Consider the following 21,452-nt stretch of genomic DNA (forward strand, 5'->3'; position numbering starts at 1 on the left):
ACCTTTCGGTACGCGGGCGACACGGCGAAGGCTTGACCCAGCGCCATATGATGGTGACGGGATCTGAAAGGGACAAAAATGACGATAGCGAAGGAAACGACCGAGCTTCTGGCGAAACTGGGTGTGGCCAAGGACGCGCTTGTCGGCGGCGACCTGATCGTGAAGAGCCCGGTGACGGGCGAGCAGATCGCGGCGCTGAAGACGATCTCGCCGGCTGACGCAGCCAAGGTGATCGATGCCGCGCACAAGGCCTTCCAGGCGTGGCGGATGGTGCCGGGCCCGCGGCGTGGCGAACTGGTGCGGCTGCTCGGCGAGGAACTGCGCGCGCACAAGGCCGAGCTTGGCCGGCTGGTCTCGATCGAGGTTGGCAAGATCCCGTCCGAGGGGCTCGGCGAAGTGCAGGAAATGATCGACATCTGCGATTTCGCCGTCGGCCTCTCCCGGCAATTGTACGGTCTGACCATCGCCACCGAGCGCCCTGGCCACCGGATGATGGAAACCTGGCATCCGCTCGGCGTCGTCGGCGTCATTTCAGCCTTCAACTTCCCGGTCGCGGTTTGGTCGTGGAATGCGGCACTGGCACTGGTCTGCGGTGACGCGGTGGTGTGGAAGCCATCGGAGAAGACGCCGCTGACCGCGCTCGCCTGCGAGGCTATCTTCAAGCGTGCGGTCAAGCGCTTCGGCGCGGACGCACCGCAAGGCCTGGCGCCGGTGCTGATCGGCGACCGTGCCGTCGGCGAAATCCTGGTTGATCATCCCAAGGTGCCGCTGGTTTCGGCAACCGGCTCGACCCGCATGGGCCGCGACGTTGGCCCGCGCCTGGCCAAGCGCTTTGCACGCGCGGTGCTGGAGCTTGGCGGCAACAATGCCGGCATCGTCTGCCCGACCGCCGATCTCGACATGGCGCTGCGCGCCGTCGCCTTCGGCGCCATGGGCACGGCGGGTCAGCGCTGTACGACGCTGCGCCGGCTGTTCGTGCATGACAGCGTCTATGACGCCCTGGTTCCGCGTCTCAAGAAGGCCTACGAAAGCGTGTCGGTGGGCAATCCGCTGGAGACGTCCTCGCTGGTCGGGCCGCTGATCGACAAGGCGGCCTTCGACGCCATGCAGAAGGCGCTGACGGAAGCCACCGCCCATGGCGGCAAGGTGACCGGCGGGGCGCGGGTGGAGAACGGCCATCCGGACGCCTACTACGTGCACCCGGCGCTGGTTGAAATGCAAAGCCAGGTTTCGCCGGTGACGGAAGAGACCTTCGCGCCGATCCTCTATGTGATGAAATATTCAGATTTCGACGCCGTGCTCGACGAGCACAATGCGGTGGGAGCCGGCCTGTCGTCATCGATCTTCACCCGTGACCTGCAGGAATCCGAGCGCTTCCTCGGCGTCGATGGGTCGGACTGCGGCATTGCCAATGTCAACATCGGCACCTCGGGCGCCGAGATCGGCGGTGCGTTCGGTGGCGAAAAGGAAACCGGCGGCGGCCGCGAGAGCGGCTCCGATGCGTGGAAGGCCTATATGCGCCGCGCCACCAACACGGTGAATTATTCCAAGGCGCTGCCGCTCGCCCAGGGCGTCTCGTTCGATATCGACTGACGGAGCCCGCCGGCTTTGTGCATCCCCCCGCACGGGGGATGCCGCACCGATCAGCTGTCTGCCGGTGGGCAAAAGGCCGCGGCGAAGGCGGCATCGATGATGGCCAGCTTGACGGTCTGGGCGGTCATGTACTCCTGGTAGAAATCGCCCGACACCCACATCACTGAGTGACCGCGCTGGCCGAGCCAGCCGACGCTGCCGAGGTCTTCGGCATCGCGCAGTTTGCGTGCCAGGTGGGTTCGCGACAGCTTGAGCCATTTGGCGAAATCGCCGATCGAGACGATGCCGGTCGGAATCTGGGCAAGGTCGGCATGGTCGGGGTCGACGCCCGATATCAGCCAGTCCATGACGACGCCGCCATTGTTGAGCCAGGTGAACAGCGAAAAGGTCTGCTTGGGCTCACGCACGGGACTGGAGGAGATCAGGCCGTCAGCCACCAGCGGCTGCACCCTGGCGAGCGCATCGGGTCGCTCCAGGAACGTCGCCAGGCGGTTCGCGCCGTCGAGACTGTCCAGCGTGTGCAGATGAGCCATCATCCAGCCGGCGAGCGTGTCCAGCGTGTTCACCGTGGGCTGTATGGGGCGGATGCGGCCGTCCTGTGTCGCCGGCAGGTACTCGATGAAATTGTAATGCAGCATTTCCTTGAGGAAGGCATCTGCGGTGTTGCGGCTGGCGACGGAGTTCTCGCGAATCACGTCAATGAAACGCGCAGCCGTCAACTGCTTGCGGTAGTCATCGGGCTCCCGTCTGAAATGCAGGGCAAGGCCGATATGCGCCATCAGCCAACGCTGCTGGGTGGCAAATATCGAGGCAAGCCTCGGGTTCATCTCGTAGGCCTGGATCAATGCCTGCGCCTGGGCACGGACACAGCGATACAATGCCGGGTGACCGGCAATATGGTCCAAGGTCTGCGCCATTTCCCCCCATGCTCCGATTCAGCCTTACGGCTGCGGAGACACAAACCACATTTTCAGCCTTCGGCTGCTGTGTCCAGATGCAGGGCGGCGATAGCGGTCAACAGGCTGCGAGGAGTGTGGCTCATGACCTCTATCCGGCCCAATTTCAGCCAGCCGGCGGAAAACAGGCGCCGAAGGCGGCATCGACGATGGCCAGCTTGGCGGCCTGGACGGTCATGTACTCCAGGTAGAAGGTGTTCGACACCCACATCACCGAATGGCCGCGCTGGCCGAGCCAGCCGATGCTGCCGAGTTCCTCGGCGGCGCGCAGCTTGCGGGCCAGGTGGGTCCGCGAGAGCTTGAGCCATTTGGCGAAATCTCCGATCGAAACCACGCTCGTCGGAATCTGGTCCAGGCCGGCATGATCGGGGTCGATGCCCGACATCAGCCAGTCCATGACGATGCCGCCATTGTTGAGCCAGATGAACAGGGAGAATGTCTGGTTGGGCTCGCGCACCGGCTTGGAGGCAAGCAGGCCATCCGCCACCAGAGGCTGCAGCCTGGCTACCATGTCCGGCCGCTCCAGGAACCTGGCCAGCCGGTCGCCACCGTCGAGATGATCCAGCGTCTGCAGATGGGCAAGGACCCAACCGGTAAAAGTCTGCACGGTTGCCGCTGTCGGCTGCAAGGGGTGCGTACGGCCATCCCCGCCCGACACATATTCAGCAATATGATAGTGCAGCATCTCCTTGATGAAAGCGTCCGCCGTGTTGCGGCTGGCCACAGCGTGCTGGTGCACGAACTCGATGAAACGCGATACCGTCAGCTCCTTGCGGCGGTCGTTCGGGTCGCGCCTGAAATGCATGGCAAGGCCGACATGGCCCATCAGCCAACGCTGCTGCGTGGCGAAAATGGAAGCCAGCCGCGGGCTCTGCTCATAAATCCGGATCAGCGCGAGCGACTGTGCCTGAACATAGCGATGCAGGGCCGGATGGCCGGCAATGTCTTCCAGATTCAGCGCCATCCTCCTCATGTTCCGATTCAACTCCAAACGCGGAGTTGCGTTCCACATTTTTCAGCCTTCCATAGCTGTGTCCAGAGGGTACCAGATATGCAGAATAGGCGCCGTGCGATAGCGGCGGGTTCATGAAACCGGCGCGCCCCGAAAATCGCCGGGGGCGCCGCGCGATCATTGTCGGCCTGCGTCAGCCGTTTGGATAATAGCCGCCATCGGCGCCGTCGCCGATGTAGAAGCCGCCGCCTGAATCGTCTTGCAGTCGCTGATCCAGGTTCTCGATCTGGCTGAGCAAACCTTGGTATGCGCCGCCGCCCGTGGCCGAGCGATGGATGCTGTCGGCCCTCGTCATCAGATCGTGCTCCTGCTCAGGGGTGATCGCCTTGGCATCCCTTGCCTCGACAATCCCTTGCTTCACCCCCTGCAACTGGTCGAAGACCGCTCTTGCCTCGACAGACATACCCTGCGGTTCGACCCTGTGGCGGTGGGCCGCGTAAGCACTCGATAGCGGCACCGCCGCCAGTAGCGATGCGATTGCTATGATCCTTGGTGTGAAATTGCGCATGGTCGCGCCTCCCTTCAAAGGGAAAAGCGGTATGGATATCGCTTTCCGGACACGGGCAATCTGCTCCGTCGCGTCGCGGTGATCCTGTCATCGCCGGCGGTTCGTGGCCCGCAATATCCATATAGGGGCGTTCCAATCCCTGGGATGGCATGGAACGGAAAGTTGACAGATTGTGATCGCTGAGAGAGCCGGCAATTCTCGAGCTCGCGGTCTGGACCATGGCCTCCGGCGTGCTGGCTACATGCGCATCAGCAGGCCGCCGTCGACGGCAAGCTCGATGCCGGTGATGTAGCTCGCCGCGTCGGAGAGCAGGAACAGGGCCGCGTTGGCCATGTCCTGTGGCGTGCCGATGCGGCCGAGCGGTGCGTAGCTCGCCACGGCCGAGCGCTTCTCCTCGGTGTCCCAGCGCGCCTGCAGTGGGGTCAGCGCCATGCCGGGACAGATGGCGTTGGAGCGGATGCGCTCACCCGCCAGCTGCATGGCGAGCGATTTGGACAGCGCGCAGACGCCGGCTTTCGATGCCTGATAGGCGTCCTGGGGGTTGGCGTCGCCGCGATACCACTGGATGGTCGAGAAATGCACCATGGCGCCGCCACGTCCGCCCGAGCGCATATGCGGGACGACCGAGCGCGCCGTGTGTACGAAGGATTTCAGATTGATCCTGAACACCTCGTCCCAGACGTCGAGATCCATCTCGAGGGCCGATTTGTCGCGACCGAACCACAGCACGCCGGCGACATTGGCGAGATAGTCGATGCCACCGCGCTCGCGGCCCGCCGTACCGATCGTCTGTTCGACAAAGGCGGCGTCGGTGAGATCGCCCTGCGCGAAGGTGAGCCTGTCGTCATAAGAAGCGAGGGAGGCCGGCCGGCCCTTCACGTCGATGGCGGTGACCGAGGCGCCAGCATCGAGCAGCGCCAGCGTGATCGCCTCGCCCATGCCGCCGCCTGCGCCGGCGACGACCGCATGCCTGCCGGTGAAATCGTAAGCGATCATCTGAACCCCTCTGCTTCTGCCGAAATGCCGATCGAAGGGGACAATAGGGGCGGACCAGAAATCCATCAAGCGGTATTAGAAAAAATTTGCCAAAATGGAAAATCGCGATATCGTAGCCAAAATGACCTCTCAGCTCGGATGGATTTCAACAGCATGAACCTGCATTCCGGCGCGCGGACCTTTTCCGTGACTTCTCCCGTTGACGGCTCGACCTATACGACGCGCTCCTATGCCGACGGTTCCACCATCGAGGCAGCGCTGACCCGGGCGCGTGCCGCCCTGCCGTCCTGGCGGCGGACGCCGCTGACCGACAGGCTGGCGATCCTGCTGCGCTTCGGCGAGGAGATGAAGGCGCGGGCAACGCCGCTGGCCGAGATGGTGGCATGGCAGATCGGCCGGCCGCTGTGGCAGGCCGACGAGACACCGCGCCTGGCGCTGGTTGGAGAGCTGCTTGCCGAAATCGCGCCGGAAACGTTGGCCGATGTGGCCTATCCCTCGGATGAGACCATCCGCCGCTATGCCCGGCCGACCCCGGGCGGCCTGCATCTGTCGATCTGCGCCTGGAACTATCCGACTGCCATGCTCGGCTATCTGGTGACGTCGCCGCTCGCGGCCGGCAATGTGGTGATCTTCAAGCCTTCGCCGCAGACGCCATTGATTGCCGAACTGGCGGAAGAGGCTTTCCGTGCCGCTGGCGGCCCTGAGGGCGTGTTCCAGAGCCTGCATCTCGACCATGCCGATGCCGAGCAGCTGATCGCCTCGGGCGCCTTCAATGCGGTGAATTTCATTGGCTCGGTCAATGGCGGCCGGCGCGTCCATGCTGCCGCCGCGGGCACCTTCACCCAGGTGCATCTCGAACTCGGCGGCAAGGATCCGACCTATGTCCGCGCCGATGCCGACCTCGAGGCGACGATCCCGCAGATCGCCGAAGGCACCTATTCCAATGCCGGCCAGTCCTGCTGCTCGGTCGAGCGCATCTATGTCGACCAGGCGATCCATGACCGCTTCGTCGAAGCCTTGGTCGCCGAGACGGCGAAATGGACGATTGGACATCCCATCGGCGAAAAGCCGATGGTCGGCCCGGTGGTGCGGGCAAGTGCCGCCGATACGATCCGCGATCTCACCGAGCAGGCGGTGCGGGCAGGGGCTCGGCGGCTGATGCCGCGGGACGGCACGCTCAAGGCCGCTGGCCTCGGCGCCGCCTATGTCGCGCCGGAAGTGCTGGTCGGTGTCGACCACGGCATGCGGATCATGCGTGACGAGCTGTTCGGGCCGGTGGCCTGCATCCAGTCCGTCGGCAGCGATGACGAGGCGATCCGTCTGATGAACGACAGCGATTTCGGCCTCAGCGCCTCGATCTGGACCAGGGATATCGACCACGGCGTGGCGCTGCTTGACGAGGTCGAGGCCGGCACGGTCTATCTCAACCGCTGTGACCACGCCGATTTGCATCTGCCCTGGGGCGGCATCAAGAACTCCGGTCTCGGCCGCACCAATGGCCGTGCCGGCCTGGCGGAGGCGACAGCGGCGAAAGCCTATCATGTCCGCTCCGTCATCGGCTGATCCAGAGGTGGCTTGGTGAGCACCGCGAGCCTTGCAGGGCTTGATGATGGAGCAATCGCCGCGCTGGCCGCGGCCAGCGTCGAGCGGCTGCGGATCGAGGCGGCAAGCCCCTATCTGCTGATCGCCGAGCATGCGGGCAATTCTGGTGCCCGCGCCATGGCATGACCTTGGCCTCGCAGCATCCTATCTCGGCACGCATTTCGCTGTCGATATCGGCATCGATGCCTTGACGCGCCGGCTGTCGCAGACATTGCGGGCGCCGGCCGTGGTCGCGCATTATTCGCGGCTGTTCCTCGACTACAACCGGCCTGCCGGCGAATGGGATTTCATGCGCCCGGATCTTGGCGGCATTCCGGTGCCCGGCAATCTGACGCCCGATGCAGTCGATGTCAGGCTGCGCAAGATGATCGCCTGGGCGCCGGTCGAACAGGCTGTTATCGAGGCCGCGGCGGGCCGGCAGGCGCTGATCTCGGTGCATTCCTTCACCCCGGTGATGGGCGGTGTCAGGCGCAATGTCGACATCGGCGTGCTGTGGCGGGAGCCGTCCCCCTTCGTCACCTCGGTGCTGAAGACGCTTGGCGCGCGGGGCGCCGAGGCCGGGTTGAGGATCGGCGACAACGAGCCGTATGACTGGCGTCAGGCCGTTGGTTACACACTGAACCGGCACGGGCTGGAGCAGGGCAGGCCTTGCCTCTATCTCGAAGTCCGCAACGACCTGCTTTCCGATCCGGAAACATTCGCGCTCGTCAGCCGCACCCTGGAGGATATCTTTGCCACCGTCGCGATGTCGCTATGGCCGAAACCAGCCGTACCCGTCTAAAGGCTGGACGCCCCAAGGTCGCCCCGCTAGAGGTTGTCGAATTGGAAACACGACAGCCAAGGGCGCGCGCGATGCAAGGCAATGTGGGCAGCAAGATCCGCGATGCGCGCAAGGAGCAGAACATCACGCTGCGCGATCTCAGCGAGCGCTCCGGCCTTTCGGTCTCGCAATTGTCGAAGCTGGAGAATGGCAAAGCGCGGCTGACGGTCGACGTGGCGCTGATGATCGCCGGCGTGCTGCATGTGCCGGTGGCCTCCTTCCTGTTCAGCCCGAAGCCGGGCATGCAGGCGCGCCGTTCGATCACACGTGCCGGCAGCGGCATCCTGCACCAGGGCAATGCGATGGAATTCGAGGTCCTGTGCAGCGATTTTCGCGACAAGACCAACATTTTCTGGCGTGTCACGCTGCGCGCGCGGAGCTTCGAGGAGAATGGCGGCTGGCGCAGCCATTCGGGCGAGGAGTTCATCCACGTGCTGAGCGGCAGCCTGGAACTGCACACGATCCATTATGACCCCACAGTGCTGCAGCCGGGCGACAGCATCTTGTTCGACGGCGAAATGCAGCATGCCTATATCGCGCTGGGCGACGAGCCGGTGATCATGCTGATGTCGAACACCGTGCCGCGCGACGGGCTGCCGGCCGGAGCCGGGGTCTGATCCCGGCCTGACCGCAATCCGGGCCCGAAAGTTCGACCTCTCAAGAATATTTTCTAAAATGGAAAAAAATGCTTGTTATGGAAAAGTCCGGGGTCTAGCATCCTGTTGACCGGCCGACAGGAGAAATAGCCATCGGCCGGATGGGAGATGGAACCGATGCTGTCGGTTGAGGCAGTCAGCAAGACCTTTGGCGGCGTGCAGGCGTTGCGCAGTGCCTCGCTGGCCTGCGAGGCCGGCGAAATCCTCGGCCTGATCGGCCCCAATGGCGCCGGCAAATCCACCCTGGTCAATGCCATCTCCGGCGTGCTTAAACCGGACACCGGCAGTGTCAGACTGGCGGGCAAGGAGATCACCGGCCACGGCCCTGAACATTGCGCACGGGCGGGCGTCGCGCGGACGTTCCAGACCATCCGCCTGTTCAAGGATTTGACCGTTCGGCAGAATGTCGAGGTCGCTCACATCACGTGCCAGGCGGTTCGGCCGGAAGCGGCGGCACGCATCGGCGTCGATCAACTGCTTGCGCAATATCAGTTGGACGGCTTCGCCGACGTTCCGGCCGGCACGCTGTCCTATGGCAGCCAGCGCCGGCTCGAAATCGCCCGCGCGCTGGCGCTGGGGCCGTCGCTGCTGCTGCTCGACGAGCCAGCTGCCGGCCTCAATGAAGGCGAGTCCGAAACATTGGCGGTGGCCATCGAGGGCATTCGCAGGGATGTCGGCTGCGCGACCATCGTCATCGATCACGATCTGCGCTTCATCAACCGGCTGTGCGACCGGCTCTGTGTCATGGACCAGGGCCAGGTGATCGCGTCCGGGCAGACCGAAGCGGTGTGGCGCGATCCGCGCGTCATCGAGGTTTACGTCGGGCAGTCCGCAACATCGTGACGGCGCCCTAACGCCAACAACAAGGGAGAAGGAGGGGTCAAATGGAGAAGATGATTTTGGGGGCCGCGGTCGTGGCGGCGGGGCTTTTGCAGGTTGCGCATGCCGGGGCCGCCGATCTGAAGATCGGTCTCGCGGTGGCGATGACCGGCACCTACGCGCCCTACAGCGAGGCCGAAGGGGCGCGCTGCATGGCCGACAAATTGAACAAGGCCGCAGGCGCCGGTGACCCCAAGGTCGAGCTGATGATCGAGGACAACCGCTCCGATCCGCAGCTTTCGGTGTCGCTCGGCCAGAAGTTCCTCGATGCCGGCGCGCAGATCATCACCGGCGTGCCGTTCCCGGATGCGCTGATCCCGACCGCCCAGATCGCTGCGCCCTACGGAGCCACAGTGTTCTCGGCGCCGAACACGCAGCTCGAGATGCAGCAGGCCGGCCTCGACAATTTCATCGCCGGCGCGGTGCCGGATCCGATCAATGCGGCAGCAACCGCCAATGCGCTCTACGGCAAGGGTGCGCGCACCGTGGCGCTGATGGTCTCGCCCGATGCCGGTTCCTATTCGGAAAAGTTGCCGGAATGGTTCGGCGAAGTGTTCGAACATCTCGGCGGCAAGGTCGTCTCCAAGCTCAACTATTCCTGGGGCACATCAGACTGGTCGCCGCAGATCGCCAGCATCAAGGCGCTGCCGCAGAAGCCGGACGCCATCCACATCTGCGGCGTGCTGCCGGATGTCGGCATTTTCATCCGCCAACTGCGAGCCAATGGCTATGATGGCTGGGTCGCTGGCTGCGACGCCTTCGACGACAAGTCGCTGGAAGGCACGGTCGGTGATCCGGCATCGCTGGAGAAGGTGATGTTCGCCACCCATGGCGCGACCGGCGTCGACAGCCCGATCGACAAGTTCCTCGCCCAGTGCAAGGCCGATGGCTACAAGATCAACGGCATCTTCGACGCGCTCGGCGCCGACATGGTGCAGATCAGCTATGAGGCGGCGAAGAAGTCCGGCACGGTCGAGCCCGCCGCCTTGCGCGAGGCGATCCGTGCGCCAGGCGGCTATCCCGGCACCACGGCCCCGATTATCTCCTTTGCGGAAAAGAAGGGTTATCCGGTCAAGGCCGTGCCGGTGATGGGGTTTGCGAGCGGCAAGCGGGTGCTCATCACCGACACGCCGCCGACCTTCGTTCCGGCGCTGAACTGACGGGCAGCAAGTGATGATGGATCGAGCCTTCGCAGTGCAGGCCCCGTCGTGCTGAGCGTCGACAATCTGGTCGTCCGCTACGGCGCGGTGAACGCGGTGCGCGACCTCAGCCTGAAGGTCGGGCGGGGCGAACTTGTCGCCCTGCTCGGCCCCAACGGCGCCGGCAAGAGCTCGACCATCAATGCGCTGACGGGTCTGGTCACGCCGGCTTCCGGCCGCATCGTTCTCGACGGCCAGGACATTTCGCGTGTCCGCACCGAGGACCGTATTCGCGCCGGTCTGACCTCGACCCCGGAAGGCCGGCACATCTTCGCCAATCTGACGGTTGGCGAGAATCTGCGGCTTGGTGCGGCGACACGGCGCGACCCCAAGGGCGTGCGCCAGGACATCGAGCGCTTCCTGGCGTTGTTTCCGGTGCTTTCCGAACGCTACGGGCAGGCGGCCGGCACGCTATCAGGCGGCGAGCAGCAGATGCTGGCCATCGCCAGGTCGCTGATGTCGCGGCCGAAGCTGCTGTTGCTCGACGAGCCGTCGCTGGGGCTGGCGCCGAAGATCGTCGTGCAGATCTTCGATTTCATCGGCGAGCTGAAGGCGGAAGGGCTGACGCTGCTGGTGGTCGAGCAGAACGCCAGGCAGGCGCTGCGCTTCGCCGACCGCGTCTATGTCGTCAGTGCCGGAACGCTTCGCCACAGCGGGCCTCCCTCCAGCCTTGCCGACGAACACGGCCTCTTCAACCTCTATATTGGCGGGTAGGCGGCGACATGGACTATGCCTTGCAGCAGCTTCTCAATGCGCTGGCCTTCGGCGCCGAATATTCGCTGGTGGCGCTCGGCCTGGCCGTGGTGTTCTCGATCATGGGCCTGGTCAACTTCGCGCATGGCGAGATCATCGGTGTGTCGGCCTACAGCGTGTTCCTGGCGGCGGCGCTCGGACTGACCTCGCCATTCGTCGCCGTGTTGCTTGCTGTCGCCGCAGCAGCACTTGCGGCCATCGCCTTCGAGCGGGTGGCGTTCCGGCCGGTTCGCTATGCGCCGACGACGACCGGGCTGCTCACCGCCTTCGGTGTCTCGATCGTCGTGCAGAACCTGTTCATGCTGCTGATCTCGCCAAAGCCGCAGTCGGTTTCGATCCTCAATGGGCTGAACCAGATGTGGTTCTTCGGCCCGTTCGCGGTGTCGTCGCTGCAGGTGATGGAGCTCATCGTCTCCGGCCTGACCATCCTGGCCCTGGTGCTGTTCCTCAACCGTTCGACACTGGGCTTAGCTATCCGCGCGGCGTCGCGCGATTTCGCCACGGTGCGGCTGATGGGTATCAAGGCGAACCGGGTGATCGCCACGGCCTTCGCCATCTCCGGCGCACTGGCCGGCATCGCCGCTGTCTTCATCATCGCGCGGCGCGGCAGCGTCTCGCCCGATCTTGGCTTCAGCCTGGTCTTGAAGGCGTTCGTCGCCTGCGTCATCGGCGGCTTCGGCTCGCTGGCGGGCGCTGCGGCCGGCGGCATGCTGCTCGGCTTCATCGAGGTCGGCCTGCTGGTTGCGTTGCCGCAGGAATACGGGGGTTTCAAGGATGCGCTCACCTACGTGATCATCGTCGCGCTGCTTGTCTACCGGCCGGAAGGCCTGCTCGGCCAGCGGGTCGAACTCGGCGACAAGGAGATTTGAAGTGTCGCAGACAATTGAAAACACCGCACCTACTGCTGTGGTTGTCGCGCGGCCCGGCAGCGCGCTGACGCGCTCGCTCATCGGTGGGCTGGTAACGTCGCTGCCTGTGCTGATGGTCGGGCTGCTGATCCTGAATTTCGCACCGACCTACTACACCTATCTGGCGCTCGGCGCCTTCGTGAACCTGATCGTCGTCGTCGGCCTGCAAGTGTTCATGGGCAACAGCAACATCGCCAATCTCGGCCATAGCGCCTTTGTCGGCCTCGGCGCCTATGGCGTCGCCATCCTGTCGACGCCGCTGGCCATGAAGAAACTGTCGATCCCCAATGCGCCGTTCGGCTTCGCCACGCTGCAACTCGATCCGGTGCCATCGGCGCTCATTGCGCTCATCGCGGTCGGCATCGTCGCCGCCGTCAGCGGCAAGGTGATCAGCCGCCTGTCGGGCGTCGCCGCGACCATCGTCAGCCTGGCGCTGCTGATCATCGTCCATTCGGTGTTTCTCAACTGGACCGATCTGTTCAAGGGCAACCAGGCCTTCTTCGGCATCCCCAAGGTGGTCGGCCTGCCCTGGATGATGGTGTTTTCGGTGGTGGTGATCGTGCTGGCGCGGCTGTTCAAGGACAGCCGCTGGGGCCTGCAACTCAGGGCCAGCGCCCAGAGCCCGCAAGCCGCGGCAGCGCTCGGCATCGACGCTAGGGGCCTGCGGCTGATGTCGTGGGTGCTGTCGGCGCTGATCTGCGGCCTGGCCGGGGTGCTCTACGCCTATTTCGCGGGCACGATCAGTCCGAAACTGTTCTACTTCCAGATGATTTTCAACACGCTGGCGATGCTGATCCTGGGTGGCATGGCGACGGTGACAGGCGCGGTGACCGGCGTGATCGTGCTTTCGGTCGGGCTGGAATTCATCCGCAGCATCGAATCCGGCGTGACGATCGCCGGCATCCAGCTGCCGCAATTGCTCGGGCTGTCCGGCGTGGCGCTCGGCGTCGTCATCGTGCTCTGCATGGCCTTTCGGCCAAGCGGCATCAGCGGTCGCCACGAGCTCGACGAACTGTTGTCGCGATTTTTCAGGCGCAGCGCGAAGTAGCGTAGCCCGGCATTCTCTGGTGGAGGTTTGAAAGTGGAATTTGAGGACAAGGCCGCGACCTACAAGCCCAGGCTCGAGGCGTTGCAGAGCAAGCTGGCAGCTGCCGGCGTCGAATTCATCGAGATCCATACGGTCGACACGTCAGGGGCGTTCCGCTCCAAGATCACGCCGCTGAAGCTTTCGACCTATGGCGAATCCATCAACGCCATCCTTTATTGCGTCACCCATGGCGACGGCCAGCCGATGGGCGACGTCGCCTTCGCCTCGCCGAGCGCCAATGAGGAGAATGGCTTCCCGAATATCAAGGGGATCATCGATCCGGCGACGGTCGTCCAGCACGGCTGGAAGCCGAAATTCGCCTCGGCCATCACCAGTTCCTACATGCTCGACGGCGCGGTCTGCCCGTTCGATCCGCGCGGTGTGCTCGCCCGCGTCGAGGAACGCGCCAGGGCGCTCGGCTACGAGCCGATGGTCGCGCTCGAATACGAGTTCGGCATCTTCCACGCCGACCACGACCTGATGCGCGCCGGGCGCTACCGCGAGCTGAAGCCGTGGGGCCATTCGCTGATCAATTATGATCTGGTGCGCAGCGGCGAGTATCAGGATTTTGCCGCCGAGTTCATCACCCGCATGAAGAGCATCGGCATCGGGGTGGCCTCGCTGGTCACCGAATATGGCTATGGCATGTATGAATATGCGCTGACGCCGAAGTCGGCGCTGCAGGCAGCCGACGACGCCATGCGCGCCAAGCTGCATCTGCGTGAACTCTGCGCCGAGCGTGGCCTGGTCGCCACTTTCATGACGCGCTTCCAGCCGCCAGGCAAGGAAAGCGCCTGCGGCGCGCATCACCATGTCAGCCTGTGGCGCGACGGCAAGCCGGCCTTCGCCGCCGGTCCGAACCGGCTGACGCCGGTCGCCGAAAAATTCCTTGCCGGCCTGCTCAACCGGATGCAGGAAACGCATCTGCTGTTTCGGCCGACGGTCAATTCCTATCGCCGCTTCGATCGTGGCGCCTGGTCGCCGGAAGACGTCGCCTGGGGTTTCGAGAACCGTACGGCACCCATCCGCGCCATCACCACGCCGAATGACGGCGCCTGCCGGCTGGAACACCGCGCGCCTGGCGCCGACATCAATCCCTATCTGTCGATTGCCGCGATCCTGGCAGCGGGCTGCGAGGGCCTCGAAAACGACCTGCCGCTCGAAGCGCCGGTGACATCGAACCTGGCCAATCTCGACAAGCCGAAATTACCGCGCACGCTAAATGGTTCGATCGAGGCGTTTGCCACATCGGATTTCTGCGCCGACGCCTTTGGCGCGGCCTTCCGCGACAATTACGCCGAAAGCCGACGGGCCGAGCAGGCAGCATTCGACGCCTGGCAGGCGTCACACATCACCGAATTCGAATGGCAGCGCTATTTCGTCAGCTAGTCATGCCAGAAACCGGCCGGCTTTCGCTGGCGGGTTGGTCTGACCAGGATCAGCCGCAGACGCGGACCTCTTCAATCACCCTGTGGTGGTGGCGCCAGTGCTTGACCAGTTCGATATGGCAGCGGTGATGCCGATGGTGGCGGCGATATTCGCCACCTTGGTAATCACCGAACTGGACGCTGCCGTTCTGATCGTCGCCATACTGGTTGTCGTTGTTATACCGGTGATGGCGGCGAACGACAATTTCGCCGTTGTCGGACTGATCGTCCGGTGAATACTGGTTGTTGTCGTCGGACTGGATAATCACGCTTGCAGCTTGCGTTGGCACAATGACCGCAGCTGTCGCGGCAAATGCCAATACGGAAGCTAAAATCAGCTTTTTCATTTCATCCTCCTGCGAGTCAAAGACATATCAACTCGACATATCAACTCGCGGAAGAACCGGGCGTTCCACTTTAAATCAACACGCTTTGCGACGCCGGAGATATCAAGCCGTTATCGGAGACACGCTCCAGGCGCACGAAAGCTGTCAGCGGCAGGTGGTCGGAGGCAACGCGCGAAAGCGGCGTGTCATGCGCGTCGACGGCGGCAATCATGCCATGCCTGTTGGCCATGATCCGGTCGAGCGCCAACAATGGCAGGTTTGAGGGGAAGGTGGGGACCGCCGGCGGCTGCGGGCCGAAGCTCGCATGCAGCGTGTTGAGCGCCGAGCGGTTGCCGAGCCGCCATTCGTTGAGGTCGCCGAGCAGCAAGGTGGGCTTTTCGTCCGGGCTGTTCATCAGGTCAAGCACGACACGTGCCTGCTGGGAGCGCGAACGGCGCAGCAGGCCAAGATGGGCGGCGATGATGCGCAGCGTCTGGCTTCCATCGAGGTCGATCTCCGCCACCACCGCGCCGCGCGGCTCCAGCCCTGGAAGCTTGATCTGATGCACGTCACGAACGACGCCCTTCTTGAACAGCAAGACATTGCCATGCCAGCCATGGCCCTTGCCGGTCGCGGAAATCGGCACCGGAACCAGGCCGGTTTCCCGCTCGAGCCGGGGCAGGTCGAGAAGCCCATCACGGTCGCCGAAACGGTTGTCGGCTTCCTGCAACGCAATGACATCCGGATCGATTTCGCGGATAACGCGGATGGTCCGCTCCGGGTCGAACTTCCTGTCGACGCCGATGCATTTGTGGACATTGTAGGAGGCAACCAGCGTGCCAGTGGTGGCCGTCGTCTTGTGTGCGGCGGCGTTTGCCTTCTGCATCCGGCGGTCACGAATGGATAAAAGCATGCTTGCCGGGAGGCTGCGTCCGTTCAGTCGCATCGAGTGCCTGCCATTTCAGCTGCTTTCACCATGCACCTCAAATAGAGTCTTTGGGCTTATGTTCCATGATCAACATCAAACTATCCGGCGAACACGTCGTTTTGTTAAAGATAGGGTGAACCCAGCCAAAGCACCCGGTCGAACAGCCTGATAAGGAATGGCCGGGCCCGCAACGTTTCCAGCGTTACCGGCACGGCGGAGGCGATCGCCGACCCGATCCGCGCCTCAATCTCGCTGGCAAAGCCGGCGTCGAGCACCTCCAAGTCGATCTCGAAATTGAGCCGCAGCGACCGGGCGTCAAGATTGGAAGAGCCGACATAAGCCCACACACCGTCGATCGAAAGCAGCTTCGAATGGTCGAACGGTCCTTCGGTACGCCAGACGCGGCAATAATGTTTCAGCACCTGGTCGAACTGGGCGGTCATGGCGCGGTCGACCAGGAAGAGATTGTTCACGGCCGGCACGACGATGTCGATTTCGACACCGCGCCTGCCTGCGGTGATCAGCGCACTGATCAGTTCCCGATCCGGCAGGAAGTAGGGCGACATCAGGCGGATCGACTTGCGGGCAACGGAGAATGCACCGATCAGCAGCTTGTGGTTGGTCTCGTTGCTGGCGTCCGGGCCGGAAGCGACCGCCCGCACCAGCATCGGCACGCCGGGCGACGGTGACAGCGGGGCGATTCGCCAGGCATCACCCTTCAACGCCTCGTTGGTGGCGAAGCGCCAGTCCTCGGCAGCGACCGAAAAGAGGTCGGCGACGACCGGACCGGTCACCCGGAAATGTGTGTCCCTGGCGCTGTTGGAGCCGGCGAATTCGGCCGAGAAGCCCTTCCGGATGTTCATGCCGCCGGTGAAGGCGGTCATGCCGTCCACCACCAGGATCTTCCGATGGGTCCTGAGATTGGCGTAGGGCAGGCGCAGGCCCATGACGATGTTGCCGTTGAAGACATCGGCGGGGATGTTGGCCTCGCGCAAATGCCCAAGGATGCTCGGCACGGAGTAGCGGGCGCCGACGGCATCGATCAGCACGCGGACGGTGACGCCACGCCGAATGGCGCCGGCCAGCGCCTCGACGAAGAGCAGGCCGACGGCATCATTGTCGAAAATATAGGTCTCAAGCAGGATGCTGCGCTCGGCACCATCGATCGCCGCGCACATGGCGGCATAGGCCTCGTCGCCGGTCTCCAGCACATCGATTGCATTTCCCGGGTTGAGCGCGCGCCGCGCCACCCTGTCGCCCAGTGTTCTGAGACCCGCGAAGCGCTGGCCGTACCGCTCGACGATCAGGGCCTCTTCGGCGGCAAGGTCGAGCTCGTGCTTGGCGGAAACAGCATCACCGGCAAGCGGACGCTGGGCGGTGATCGTGGCACGACGAATGCGGTTGATGCCGGCGACGGCATAGATCAGCACGCCGAGGATCGGCGACAGCACCATGATGCCGACCCAGCCGGTGGCGGCGCGGACATCCTCCTTGGTCATGACGGCATGGCTGATGCCGACGGTCGCCATCACCACCGAGATGATGGCGAGAATTTGCGGCCAGTGAGTCGCCAGGGTCTCCAACATGGCCGAGACTATCCAGCGAGCGATTGCAGAAGGCAATGCGGCCGATCGTGTCGCCGGATTGTGCGGGCCGCATGTCCGCAGATAGCCGCTAGAGGCCCAGAGACGCCTTGAAAGCAGAAAGCTCCTCGTCGGTGGCCGGAACCACATGCTGCGGCTTGGGATAGGCGCCGGTTTGCACGTCGGATATGAACTCGCGATAGGCGGCGATGCGCTCGCGTTGCAGCCGCGACGCGGCACTTGGCGTGGCGTTGTCCAAAATAGTGATCCAACTCCGGATTCAGTCGTCAATAGCGGCTGTTCGCGCCTGCTACGATTCTGCCCGCATTGGCCGGCGGCCCTCATGTTTTTTCGGTTTCCCACACGCGACAGCGTCCGGGTGCAACCGCAGCGGGTCGATGTTTATGTGCTATTTTTGCTACATCGAGCAGCCTTGTAGCGCGAATTTACCTTTTTAGCGTTCTCTAAATTAATAATCACTCACATATTTCGTGAATCTGTTGGATAGTTCTCCAACGGCTGGCCCCTGGGCTTGGTTGTAGCGCTGTGAAAAGGCGCTGGGGAAACGTTAGGGTGGGTTGAATGAATACGACAAGCGTGTCGACCATAGGCAGGCGCCTTGGTCTCTTGATGACGGCCACCATGCTGACCTGCGGGGGTGCTCATGCGCTCACGCTCAAGGAGGCGATGGCTGTTGCGGTGGAGTCCAATCCCGAGATTGGGCAGGCAATCGAAAACCGCGAAGCAATCGAGTTCGAGTTGCGGCAGGCCAAAGGCCTTTATCTTCCCAGTGTCGATGTCGAGGCATCGGCTGGCGTTCGACGGCTCGACAACCCATCCCGGCGCTCGCTTTCCATCCAAGACGATGCGCTCTATCCGGCTGAAACGGACCTTACCGTTTCGCAGACGCTTTATGACAGCGGCGCAAGGCGGGCCGAATTGAACCGTCAGGCATCGCGCGTCGATGGCGCTTCATTCCGTGTGCTGGAACGGTCCGAATTCATCGGGCTGTCCGTTGTCCAGGACTATTTGGAATACATGCTGCAGGCTTCGATCGTTGCCGAAGCGAAGAAAAATCTCGGCTTCCACCAGGCAATTCTCGGCGACATCCGGCAAGGCATCTCGGGCGGTGCGCTGAACGAGGCCGACCGGCAACAGGCCGAGGAACGGCTGTTCGCCGCCAAGGCGCGCATGCAGGAGGCGACCGAGGAACTGGAAGCGGCCAAGATCCGCTTCTTCAAGACCGTCGGAAAGCCGCTGACCAGCCCTTCGAGGCCGGGCGATGTCTCGGCCGCACTCCCGCGCTCGCTTGACGAGGCAATAGGGTTGGCGCGGGAAAGCAATCCGCGCGTGCACATGGCCAACAGCGACATAGACGCGGCGGCCTCCCTCGTGGATGCTGCGCGGGCAAAATTTGGCCCCTCCATCATTGCTGAAGGTGTCGCCCGGGCGGGAACCGACATTGACGGTGACGATGGCGACACCTCCGACCTGCAGGCCCGCGTGGTCCTGCGCTGGAACCTCTACCGCGGTGGCATCGACAAGGCCAATGAGCAGGAGCAGATCCGCCGCACCAGTGAACAGCGTCTCGCGCTGCATCAGGTTCAGCGCGAAATCGAGGAAGCTGTTCGCACGTCGTGGGATCGCCGTTTCCGGCAAGCCGATCTGGCAAAGACCCTGAGGCAACAAGCCGCCGCCAATGAGAAGCTAGTCGCTTCCTATCGCGAGCAGTTCAAAGTCGGACAGCGCTCGCTGCTCGACGTGCTCGATGCGCAGAATACGCGGTTCAACACGGCGACGCTTGCGGACACCGCGTCCTACGCATCGCTGTTTGCCCAGTACCGGCTTCTGGCCGCGACCGGACAGTTGCTGAAAACGATGAACCTTCAGCCGGCAAAGCAAGCGACGGCCTATGCGCGAGCCGAGTTTGCAGCACCGGAAACCGCGGACACTGAAACCTATGCGCGGACGCCATCGGAGCAGAAGAACGACCTGCCTTTCGATATCCTCGCCCCGGTGAGGAAGAAGTAAGACGGCACAAGGTCCAGCGAGAGTCCTGACGGGCAGATCGTGAACCAGCAACCCAACATCCTCTCCCCAAAGGAGGCGTTCAAGGCCTGCTTCTCAGCTGTTGCCGGATATCTCGGCAGGCCGAGTGCGGAGACCGTGCTGTTTGCCGGCGTGCCGCTCTCGGACACGCGAATTGAGGTTGACGACATCAGGCACCTTGCCGAGCGCATCGGCCTGGAAGTCACCGAGTTCAGCCACCGGGACTTTCTCAGGGGACGCGTTGACCTTCCCGCCATCGTCTTTCGCGTCAGCCAGTTGCCAGTCGCCCTGCTCGCCCAAACCGAAGCCGGTGCATACATCACCGCGCCGCAGGAAGACGGCCGCACCGCAATCGACAGGTCGGAACTCGCCGCCAGCTATATAAGCGGCGGCGTATCGTTCTCGATAACCTACGCCAACGCGGCCGAAGGCATGACGGTCGGCTCGGCAGCCAAGATCGAGCGGAGACATTGGCTGACCGGAACGATGGGCGCTTTCTGGCGGACCTATTCTAAGGTCGTTCTGGCGGCGGTGTTCATCAATGTGCTGGCCATAGCCTCGCCCATCTTCACCATGAACGTCTACGACAGGATCCTGCCAAACAAGGCAGTCTCCACACTGTGGGTTCTGGCAATCGGCATTGGCGCCGTCATCCTGTTCGACCTGCTTTTGAAGACGGCCAGGGCTTCTCTCATCGACTATGCAGGGCGCAAGGCGGATCTTCGGATATCCTATCTTCTGTTCGAGAAAGTGCTGAACTCGTCGCTGTCGGCGCGTCCCGGCTCGACCGGTGAATACGCAAACAGGGTCACGCAATACGAGTTCGTCAGAGAGTTCTTCACCTCGAACACCATCAGCGTGTTCATCGACACGGCATTCGTCTTCATCTTTCTTCTTGTCATCTATGCGATAGGCGGCTGGCTGGTGATCATACCGGCGCTGGCCTTCGTGATGTCCGTCATTGTCGGCTTGATCACCCAGCGCCGCATCGGCAAGCGCGTTGCCGCCTCGATGAACGAAGCTTCGCAACGCCAGGCCCTGCTGGTCGAATCCATCTCCACGCTGGAGACGATCAAGTCGCTGCGCGCCGAGGCGTATCTGCTGCGCAAATGGGGGGAGCACTCCAAGAACGCCGCCAACACGTCCGAGAAGATCAAGCAGCTTTCGGCGGCTGCGGGCAACATAACCCAGTCCATACAACAGCTGGTGACCGTCGCTCTGGTCGTGGCCGGCGCTTATGCCTTCTCGGAGGGGCATGTTTCCACAGGAGCAATCATAGGGACGGTGATGCTGGCGAGCAGGGCCGTGGCGCCGCTCGGCCAGATCGCCATCACGCTGTCCCGGTTCCGCCAGGCCATGCTCTCGTTGAGGATGGTGAACTCGATCATGGCTCAACCGGAAGACCGACCGGACACGGTGGGGTTCGTCAACCGCCCCATTCGCAAGGGGGCGATGGTGTTCAGGAACGTCGGGTTTGTCTATCCCGGCTCGGAAAACGAGGTTTTGACCGGCCTGAATTTCTCGGTGAAGCCGGGGGAGCGGATCGGCATCATCGGCCGCATAGGATCGGGAAAGACGACGATGGGCCGGCTGGTCGGCCGGCTTTTCCTGCCGACCTCCGGTGAGCTGCTGCTGGATGGGATCGACATCCGCCAGTATCACCCGTCCGAGGTTCGCGCCGCGGTCGGCATCGTTGCGCAGGCCGGCGATCTGTTCTCGGGCACCATCAAGGAGAACCTCCTGATGGCATGCCCCGAGGCTACCGATGAGCAGATCATCGAGGCGGCGAAGGCTGCCGGCGTCGACGATTTCGTCTCGCGCCACCCGCGTGGCTACGACATGAATGTCGGCGAGCGCGGCACCAATCTTTCAGGCGGCCAGAGGCAGACGGTGGCGATCGCACGCCTGCTGCTGACCAAACCGAAAATCGTCTTTCTGGATGAGCCGTCGGGCTCGATGGATCTCGCATCGGAACGTCAGTTGATCAAGCAGCTCAAAGTCGCCTTTGACCGCGACACCACGCTGATCGTCTCCACGCATCGGTTCAGCATGCTTGAACTGGCCGACCGCCTGATCGTTATCGAACAGGGCAAGATCGTTGCTGACGGACCGAAGGACCAAGTCATACAGGCGTTGCAGAAAACGAGCGCCTGACAAACAAATATTGCTG

20 protein-coding genes and 1 pseudogene are annotated in these 21,452 nt (G+C 63.2%); 13 read left to right on the forward strand and 8 right to left on the reverse strand.

Translation table 11 applies throughout. From position 1 onward, the window contains the following. Positions 1-78 precede the first annotated feature (78 nt). Entirely contained in the window at positions 79-1,593 is a 1,515-nt protein-coding gene (gene amaB / locus ACZ89F_RS02060; protein WP_476090184.1) for an L-piperidine-6-carboxylate dehydrogenase, read from the forward strand. A gap of 50 nt (positions 1,594-1,643) precedes the next feature. On the opposite strand, the gene ACZ89F_RS02065 is transcribed toward amaB, so the two are convergent. The 4 genes from ACZ89F_RS02065 to ACZ89F_RS02080 all read right to left on the reverse strand — a co-directional run bounded on the left by ACZ89F_RS02065 (position 1,644) and on the right by ACZ89F_RS02080 (position 5,065). After that, positions 1,644-2,510 carry a hypothetical protein gene (locus ACZ89F_RS02065; RefSeq protein WP_476090185.1) on the reverse strand — a complete coding sequence of 289 codons (867 nt, stop codon included), beginning with the start codon at positions 2,508-2,510 and terminating at the stop codon, positions 1,644-1,646. 145 nt (positions 2,511-2,655) lie between these two features. Further along, positions 2,656-3,513 (reverse strand): hypothetical protein, encoded by an 858-nt coding sequence (locus ACZ89F_RS02070; protein ID WP_476090186.1) that lies wholly within the window; start codon positions 3,511-3,513, stop codon positions 2,656-2,658. Between the two features lie 181 nt (positions 3,514-3,694). Beyond that, entirely contained in the window at positions 3,695-4,069 is a 375-nt protein-coding gene (locus ACZ89F_RS02075) for a hypothetical protein (protein WP_476090187.1), read from the reverse strand. Positions 4,070-4,306: 237 nt separating this feature from the next. Further along, a complete protein-coding gene (locus ACZ89F_RS02080; RefSeq protein WP_476090188.1) occupies positions 4,307-5,065 on the reverse strand; it encodes an SDR family NAD(P)-dependent oxidoreductase in 759 nt (252 codons plus the stop codon). Between the two features lie 153 nt (positions 5,066-5,218). Between ACZ89F_RS02080 and ACZ89F_RS02085 the strand changes: the two genes are divergently transcribed. The 10 genes from ACZ89F_RS02085 (at position 5,219) to ACZ89F_RS02130 (ending at position 14,358) form a co-directional block, all read left to right on the forward strand. After that, positions 5,219-6,628 (forward strand): aldehyde dehydrogenase family protein, encoded by a 1,410-nt coding sequence (locus ACZ89F_RS02085; RefSeq protein ID WP_476090189.1) that lies wholly within the window; start codon positions 5,219-5,221, stop codon positions 6,626-6,628. Between the two features lie 15 nt (positions 6,629-6,643). Next, a complete protein-coding gene (locus tag ACZ89F_RS02090; protein WP_476090190.1) occupies positions 6,644-6,793 on the forward strand; it encodes a hypothetical protein in 150 nt (49 codons plus the stop codon). Beyond that, positions 6,759-7,448 carry an N-formylglutamate amidohydrolase gene (locus tag ACZ89F_RS02095; RefSeq protein ID WP_476090191.1) on the forward strand — a complete coding sequence of 230 codons (690 nt, stop codon included), beginning with the start codon at positions 6,759-6,761 and terminating at the stop codon, positions 7,446-7,448. Before ACZ89F_RS02090 ends, ACZ89F_RS02095 begins: the two co-directional genes overlap by 35 nt. Before the next feature lie 71 nt (positions 7,449-7,519). Then, entirely contained in the window at positions 7,520-8,104 is a 585-nt protein-coding gene (locus ACZ89F_RS02100; protein WP_109659477.1) for a helix-turn-helix domain-containing protein, read from the forward strand. Between the two features lie 156 nt (positions 8,105-8,260). Then, the gene (locus ACZ89F_RS02105; RefSeq protein ID WP_476090192.1) at positions 8,261-8,986 is read left to right on the forward strand and encodes an ABC transporter ATP-binding protein; all 726 of its coding nucleotides are present in this window, start codon (positions 8,261-8,263) and stop codon (positions 8,984-8,986) included. Positions 8,987-9,027: 41 nt separating this feature from the next. Then, the gene (locus ACZ89F_RS02110) at positions 9,028-10,182 is read left to right on the forward strand and encodes an ABC transporter substrate-binding protein (protein ID WP_476090193.1); all 1,155 of its coding nucleotides are present in this window, start codon (positions 9,028-9,030) and stop codon (positions 10,180-10,182) included. Positions 10,183-10,230: 48 nt separating this feature from the next. Continuing rightward, complete coding sequence (locus ACZ89F_RS02115) at positions 10,231-10,935, forward strand: ABC transporter ATP-binding protein (RefSeq protein ID WP_476090194.1); 705 nt, start codon at positions 10,231-10,233, stop codon at positions 10,933-10,935. Between the two features lie 8 nt (positions 10,936-10,943). Beyond that, entirely contained in the window at positions 10,944-11,843 is a 900-nt protein-coding gene (locus ACZ89F_RS02120; RefSeq protein ID WP_127262910.1) for a branched-chain amino acid ABC transporter permease, read from the forward strand. Position 11,844: 1 nt separating this feature from the next. Then, positions 11,845-12,930: a branched-chain amino acid ABC transporter permease gene (locus tag ACZ89F_RS02125; RefSeq protein WP_476090195.1), complete on the forward strand. Its 1,086-nt coding sequence runs from the start codon at positions 11,845-11,847 to the stop codon at positions 12,928-12,930. Between the two features lie 33 nt (positions 12,931-12,963). Beyond that, positions 12,964-14,358 (forward strand): glutamine synthetase family protein, encoded by a 1,395-nt coding sequence (locus tag ACZ89F_RS02130; RefSeq protein WP_476090196.1) that lies wholly within the window; start codon positions 12,964-12,966, stop codon positions 14,356-14,358. A 49-nt stretch (positions 14,359-14,407) separates the two neighbouring features. On the opposite strand, the gene ACZ89F_RS02135 is transcribed toward ACZ89F_RS02130, so the two are convergent. From ACZ89F_RS02135 to ACZ89F_RS02150, 4 genes and pseudogenes are all read right to left on the reverse strand, one after another. After that, positions 14,408-14,743, reverse strand: coding sequence for a hypothetical protein (locus ACZ89F_RS02135; protein ID WP_476090197.1), 336 nt, complete (start codon positions 14,741-14,743; stop codon positions 14,408-14,410). A 70-nt stretch (positions 14,744-14,813) separates the two neighbouring features. Next, positions 14,814-15,668 (reverse strand): endonuclease/exonuclease/phosphatase family protein, encoded by an 855-nt coding sequence (locus tag ACZ89F_RS02140; protein WP_476090198.1) that lies wholly within the window; start codon positions 15,666-15,668, stop codon positions 14,814-14,816. 104 nt (positions 15,669-15,772) lie between these two features. Next, complete coding sequence (locus tag ACZ89F_RS02145) at positions 15,773-17,236, reverse strand: phospholipase D-like domain-containing protein (protein ID WP_476090199.1); 1,464 nt, start codon at positions 17,234-17,236, stop codon at positions 15,773-15,775. Between the two features lie 88 nt (positions 17,237-17,324). After that, positions 17,325-17,462 (reverse strand): annotated as a pseudogene (locus tag ACZ89F_RS02150) (3-methyl-2-oxobutanoate hydroxymethyltransferase); the annotation flags it as partial. 353 nt (positions 17,463-17,815) lie between these two features. On the opposite strand from ACZ89F_RS02150, the gene ACZ89F_RS02155 reads away from it, so the two are divergent. Together ACZ89F_RS02155 and ACZ89F_RS02160 are read left to right on the forward strand one after the other, a co-directional pair. After that, positions 17,816-19,264, forward strand: coding sequence for a TolC family protein (locus ACZ89F_RS02155; RefSeq protein WP_476090200.1), 1,449 nt, complete (start codon positions 17,816-17,818; stop codon positions 19,262-19,264). 39 nt (positions 19,265-19,303) lie between these two features. Then, a complete protein-coding gene (locus ACZ89F_RS02160) occupies positions 19,304-21,436 on the forward strand; it encodes a type I secretion system permease/ATPase (RefSeq protein WP_476090201.1) in 2,133 nt (710 codons plus the stop codon). The last annotated feature ends 16 nt before the right edge of the window (positions 21,437-21,452 follow it).

The organism is Mesorhizobium sp. USDA 3734 (assembly GCF_056279665.1).

What these genes read in the sequence shown, in the direction of transcription:
- ACZ89F_RS02105 (WP_476090192.1), top strand. Translation starts at nt 8,261, where the DNA reads ATGCTGTCGGTTGAGGCAGTCAGCAAGACCTTTGGCGGCGTGCAGGCG.
- ACZ89F_RS02155 (WP_476090200.1), top strand. Translation starts at nt 17,816, where the DNA reads ATGAATACGACAAGCGTGTCGACCATAGGCAGGCGCCTTGGTCTCTTG.
- ACZ89F_RS02110 (WP_476090193.1), top strand. Translation starts at nt 9,028, where the DNA reads ATGGAGAAGATGATTTTGGGGGCCGCGGTCGTGGCGGCGGGGCTTTTG.
- ACZ89F_RS02080 (WP_476090188.1), bottom strand. Translation starts at nt 5,065, where the DNA reads ATGATCGCTTACGATTTCACCGGCAGGCATGCGGTCGTCGCCGGCGCA.
- ACZ89F_RS02085 (WP_476090189.1), top strand. Translation starts at nt 5,219, where the DNA reads ATGAACCTGCATTCCGGCGCGCGGACCTTTTCCGTGACTTCTCCCGTT.
- ACZ89F_RS02145 (WP_476090199.1), bottom strand. Translation starts at nt 17,236, where the DNA reads ATGTTGGAGACCCTGGCGACTCACTGGCCGCAAATTCTCGCCATCATC.
- ACZ89F_RS02070 (WP_476090186.1), bottom strand. Translation starts at nt 3,513, where the DNA reads ATGGCGCTGAATCTGGAAGACATTGCCGGCCATCCGGCCCTGCATCGC.
- ACZ89F_RS02065 (WP_476090185.1), bottom strand. Translation starts at nt 2,510, where the DNA reads ATGGCGCAGACCTTGGACCATATTGCCGGTCACCCGGCATTGTATCGC.
- ACZ89F_RS02075 (WP_476090187.1), bottom strand. Translation starts at nt 4,069, where the DNA reads ATGCGCAATTTCACACCAAGGATCATAGCAATCGCATCGCTACTGGCG.
- ACZ89F_RS02120 (WP_127262910.1), top strand. Translation starts at nt 10,944, where the DNA reads ATGGACTATGCCTTGCAGCAGCTTCTCAATGCGCTGGCCTTCGGCGCC.
- ACZ89F_RS02135 (WP_476090197.1), bottom strand. Translation starts at nt 14,743, where the DNA reads ATGAAAAAGCTGATTTTAGCTTCCGTATTGGCATTTGCCGCGACAGCT.
- ACZ89F_RS02095 (WP_476090191.1), top strand. Translation starts at nt 6,759, where the DNA reads ATGCGGGCAATTCTGGTGCCCGCGCCATGGCATGACCTTGGCCTCGCA.
- amaB (WP_476090184.1), top strand. Translation starts at nt 79, where the DNA reads ATGACGATAGCGAAGGAAACGACCGAGCTTCTGGCGAAACTGGGTGTG.
- ACZ89F_RS02100 (WP_109659477.1), top strand. Translation starts at nt 7,520, where the DNA reads ATGCAAGGCAATGTGGGCAGCAAGATCCGCGATGCGCGCAAGGAGCAG.
- ACZ89F_RS02140 (WP_476090198.1), bottom strand. Translation starts at nt 15,668, where the DNA reads ATGCGACTGAACGGACGCAGCCTCCCGGCAAGCATGCTTTTATCCATT.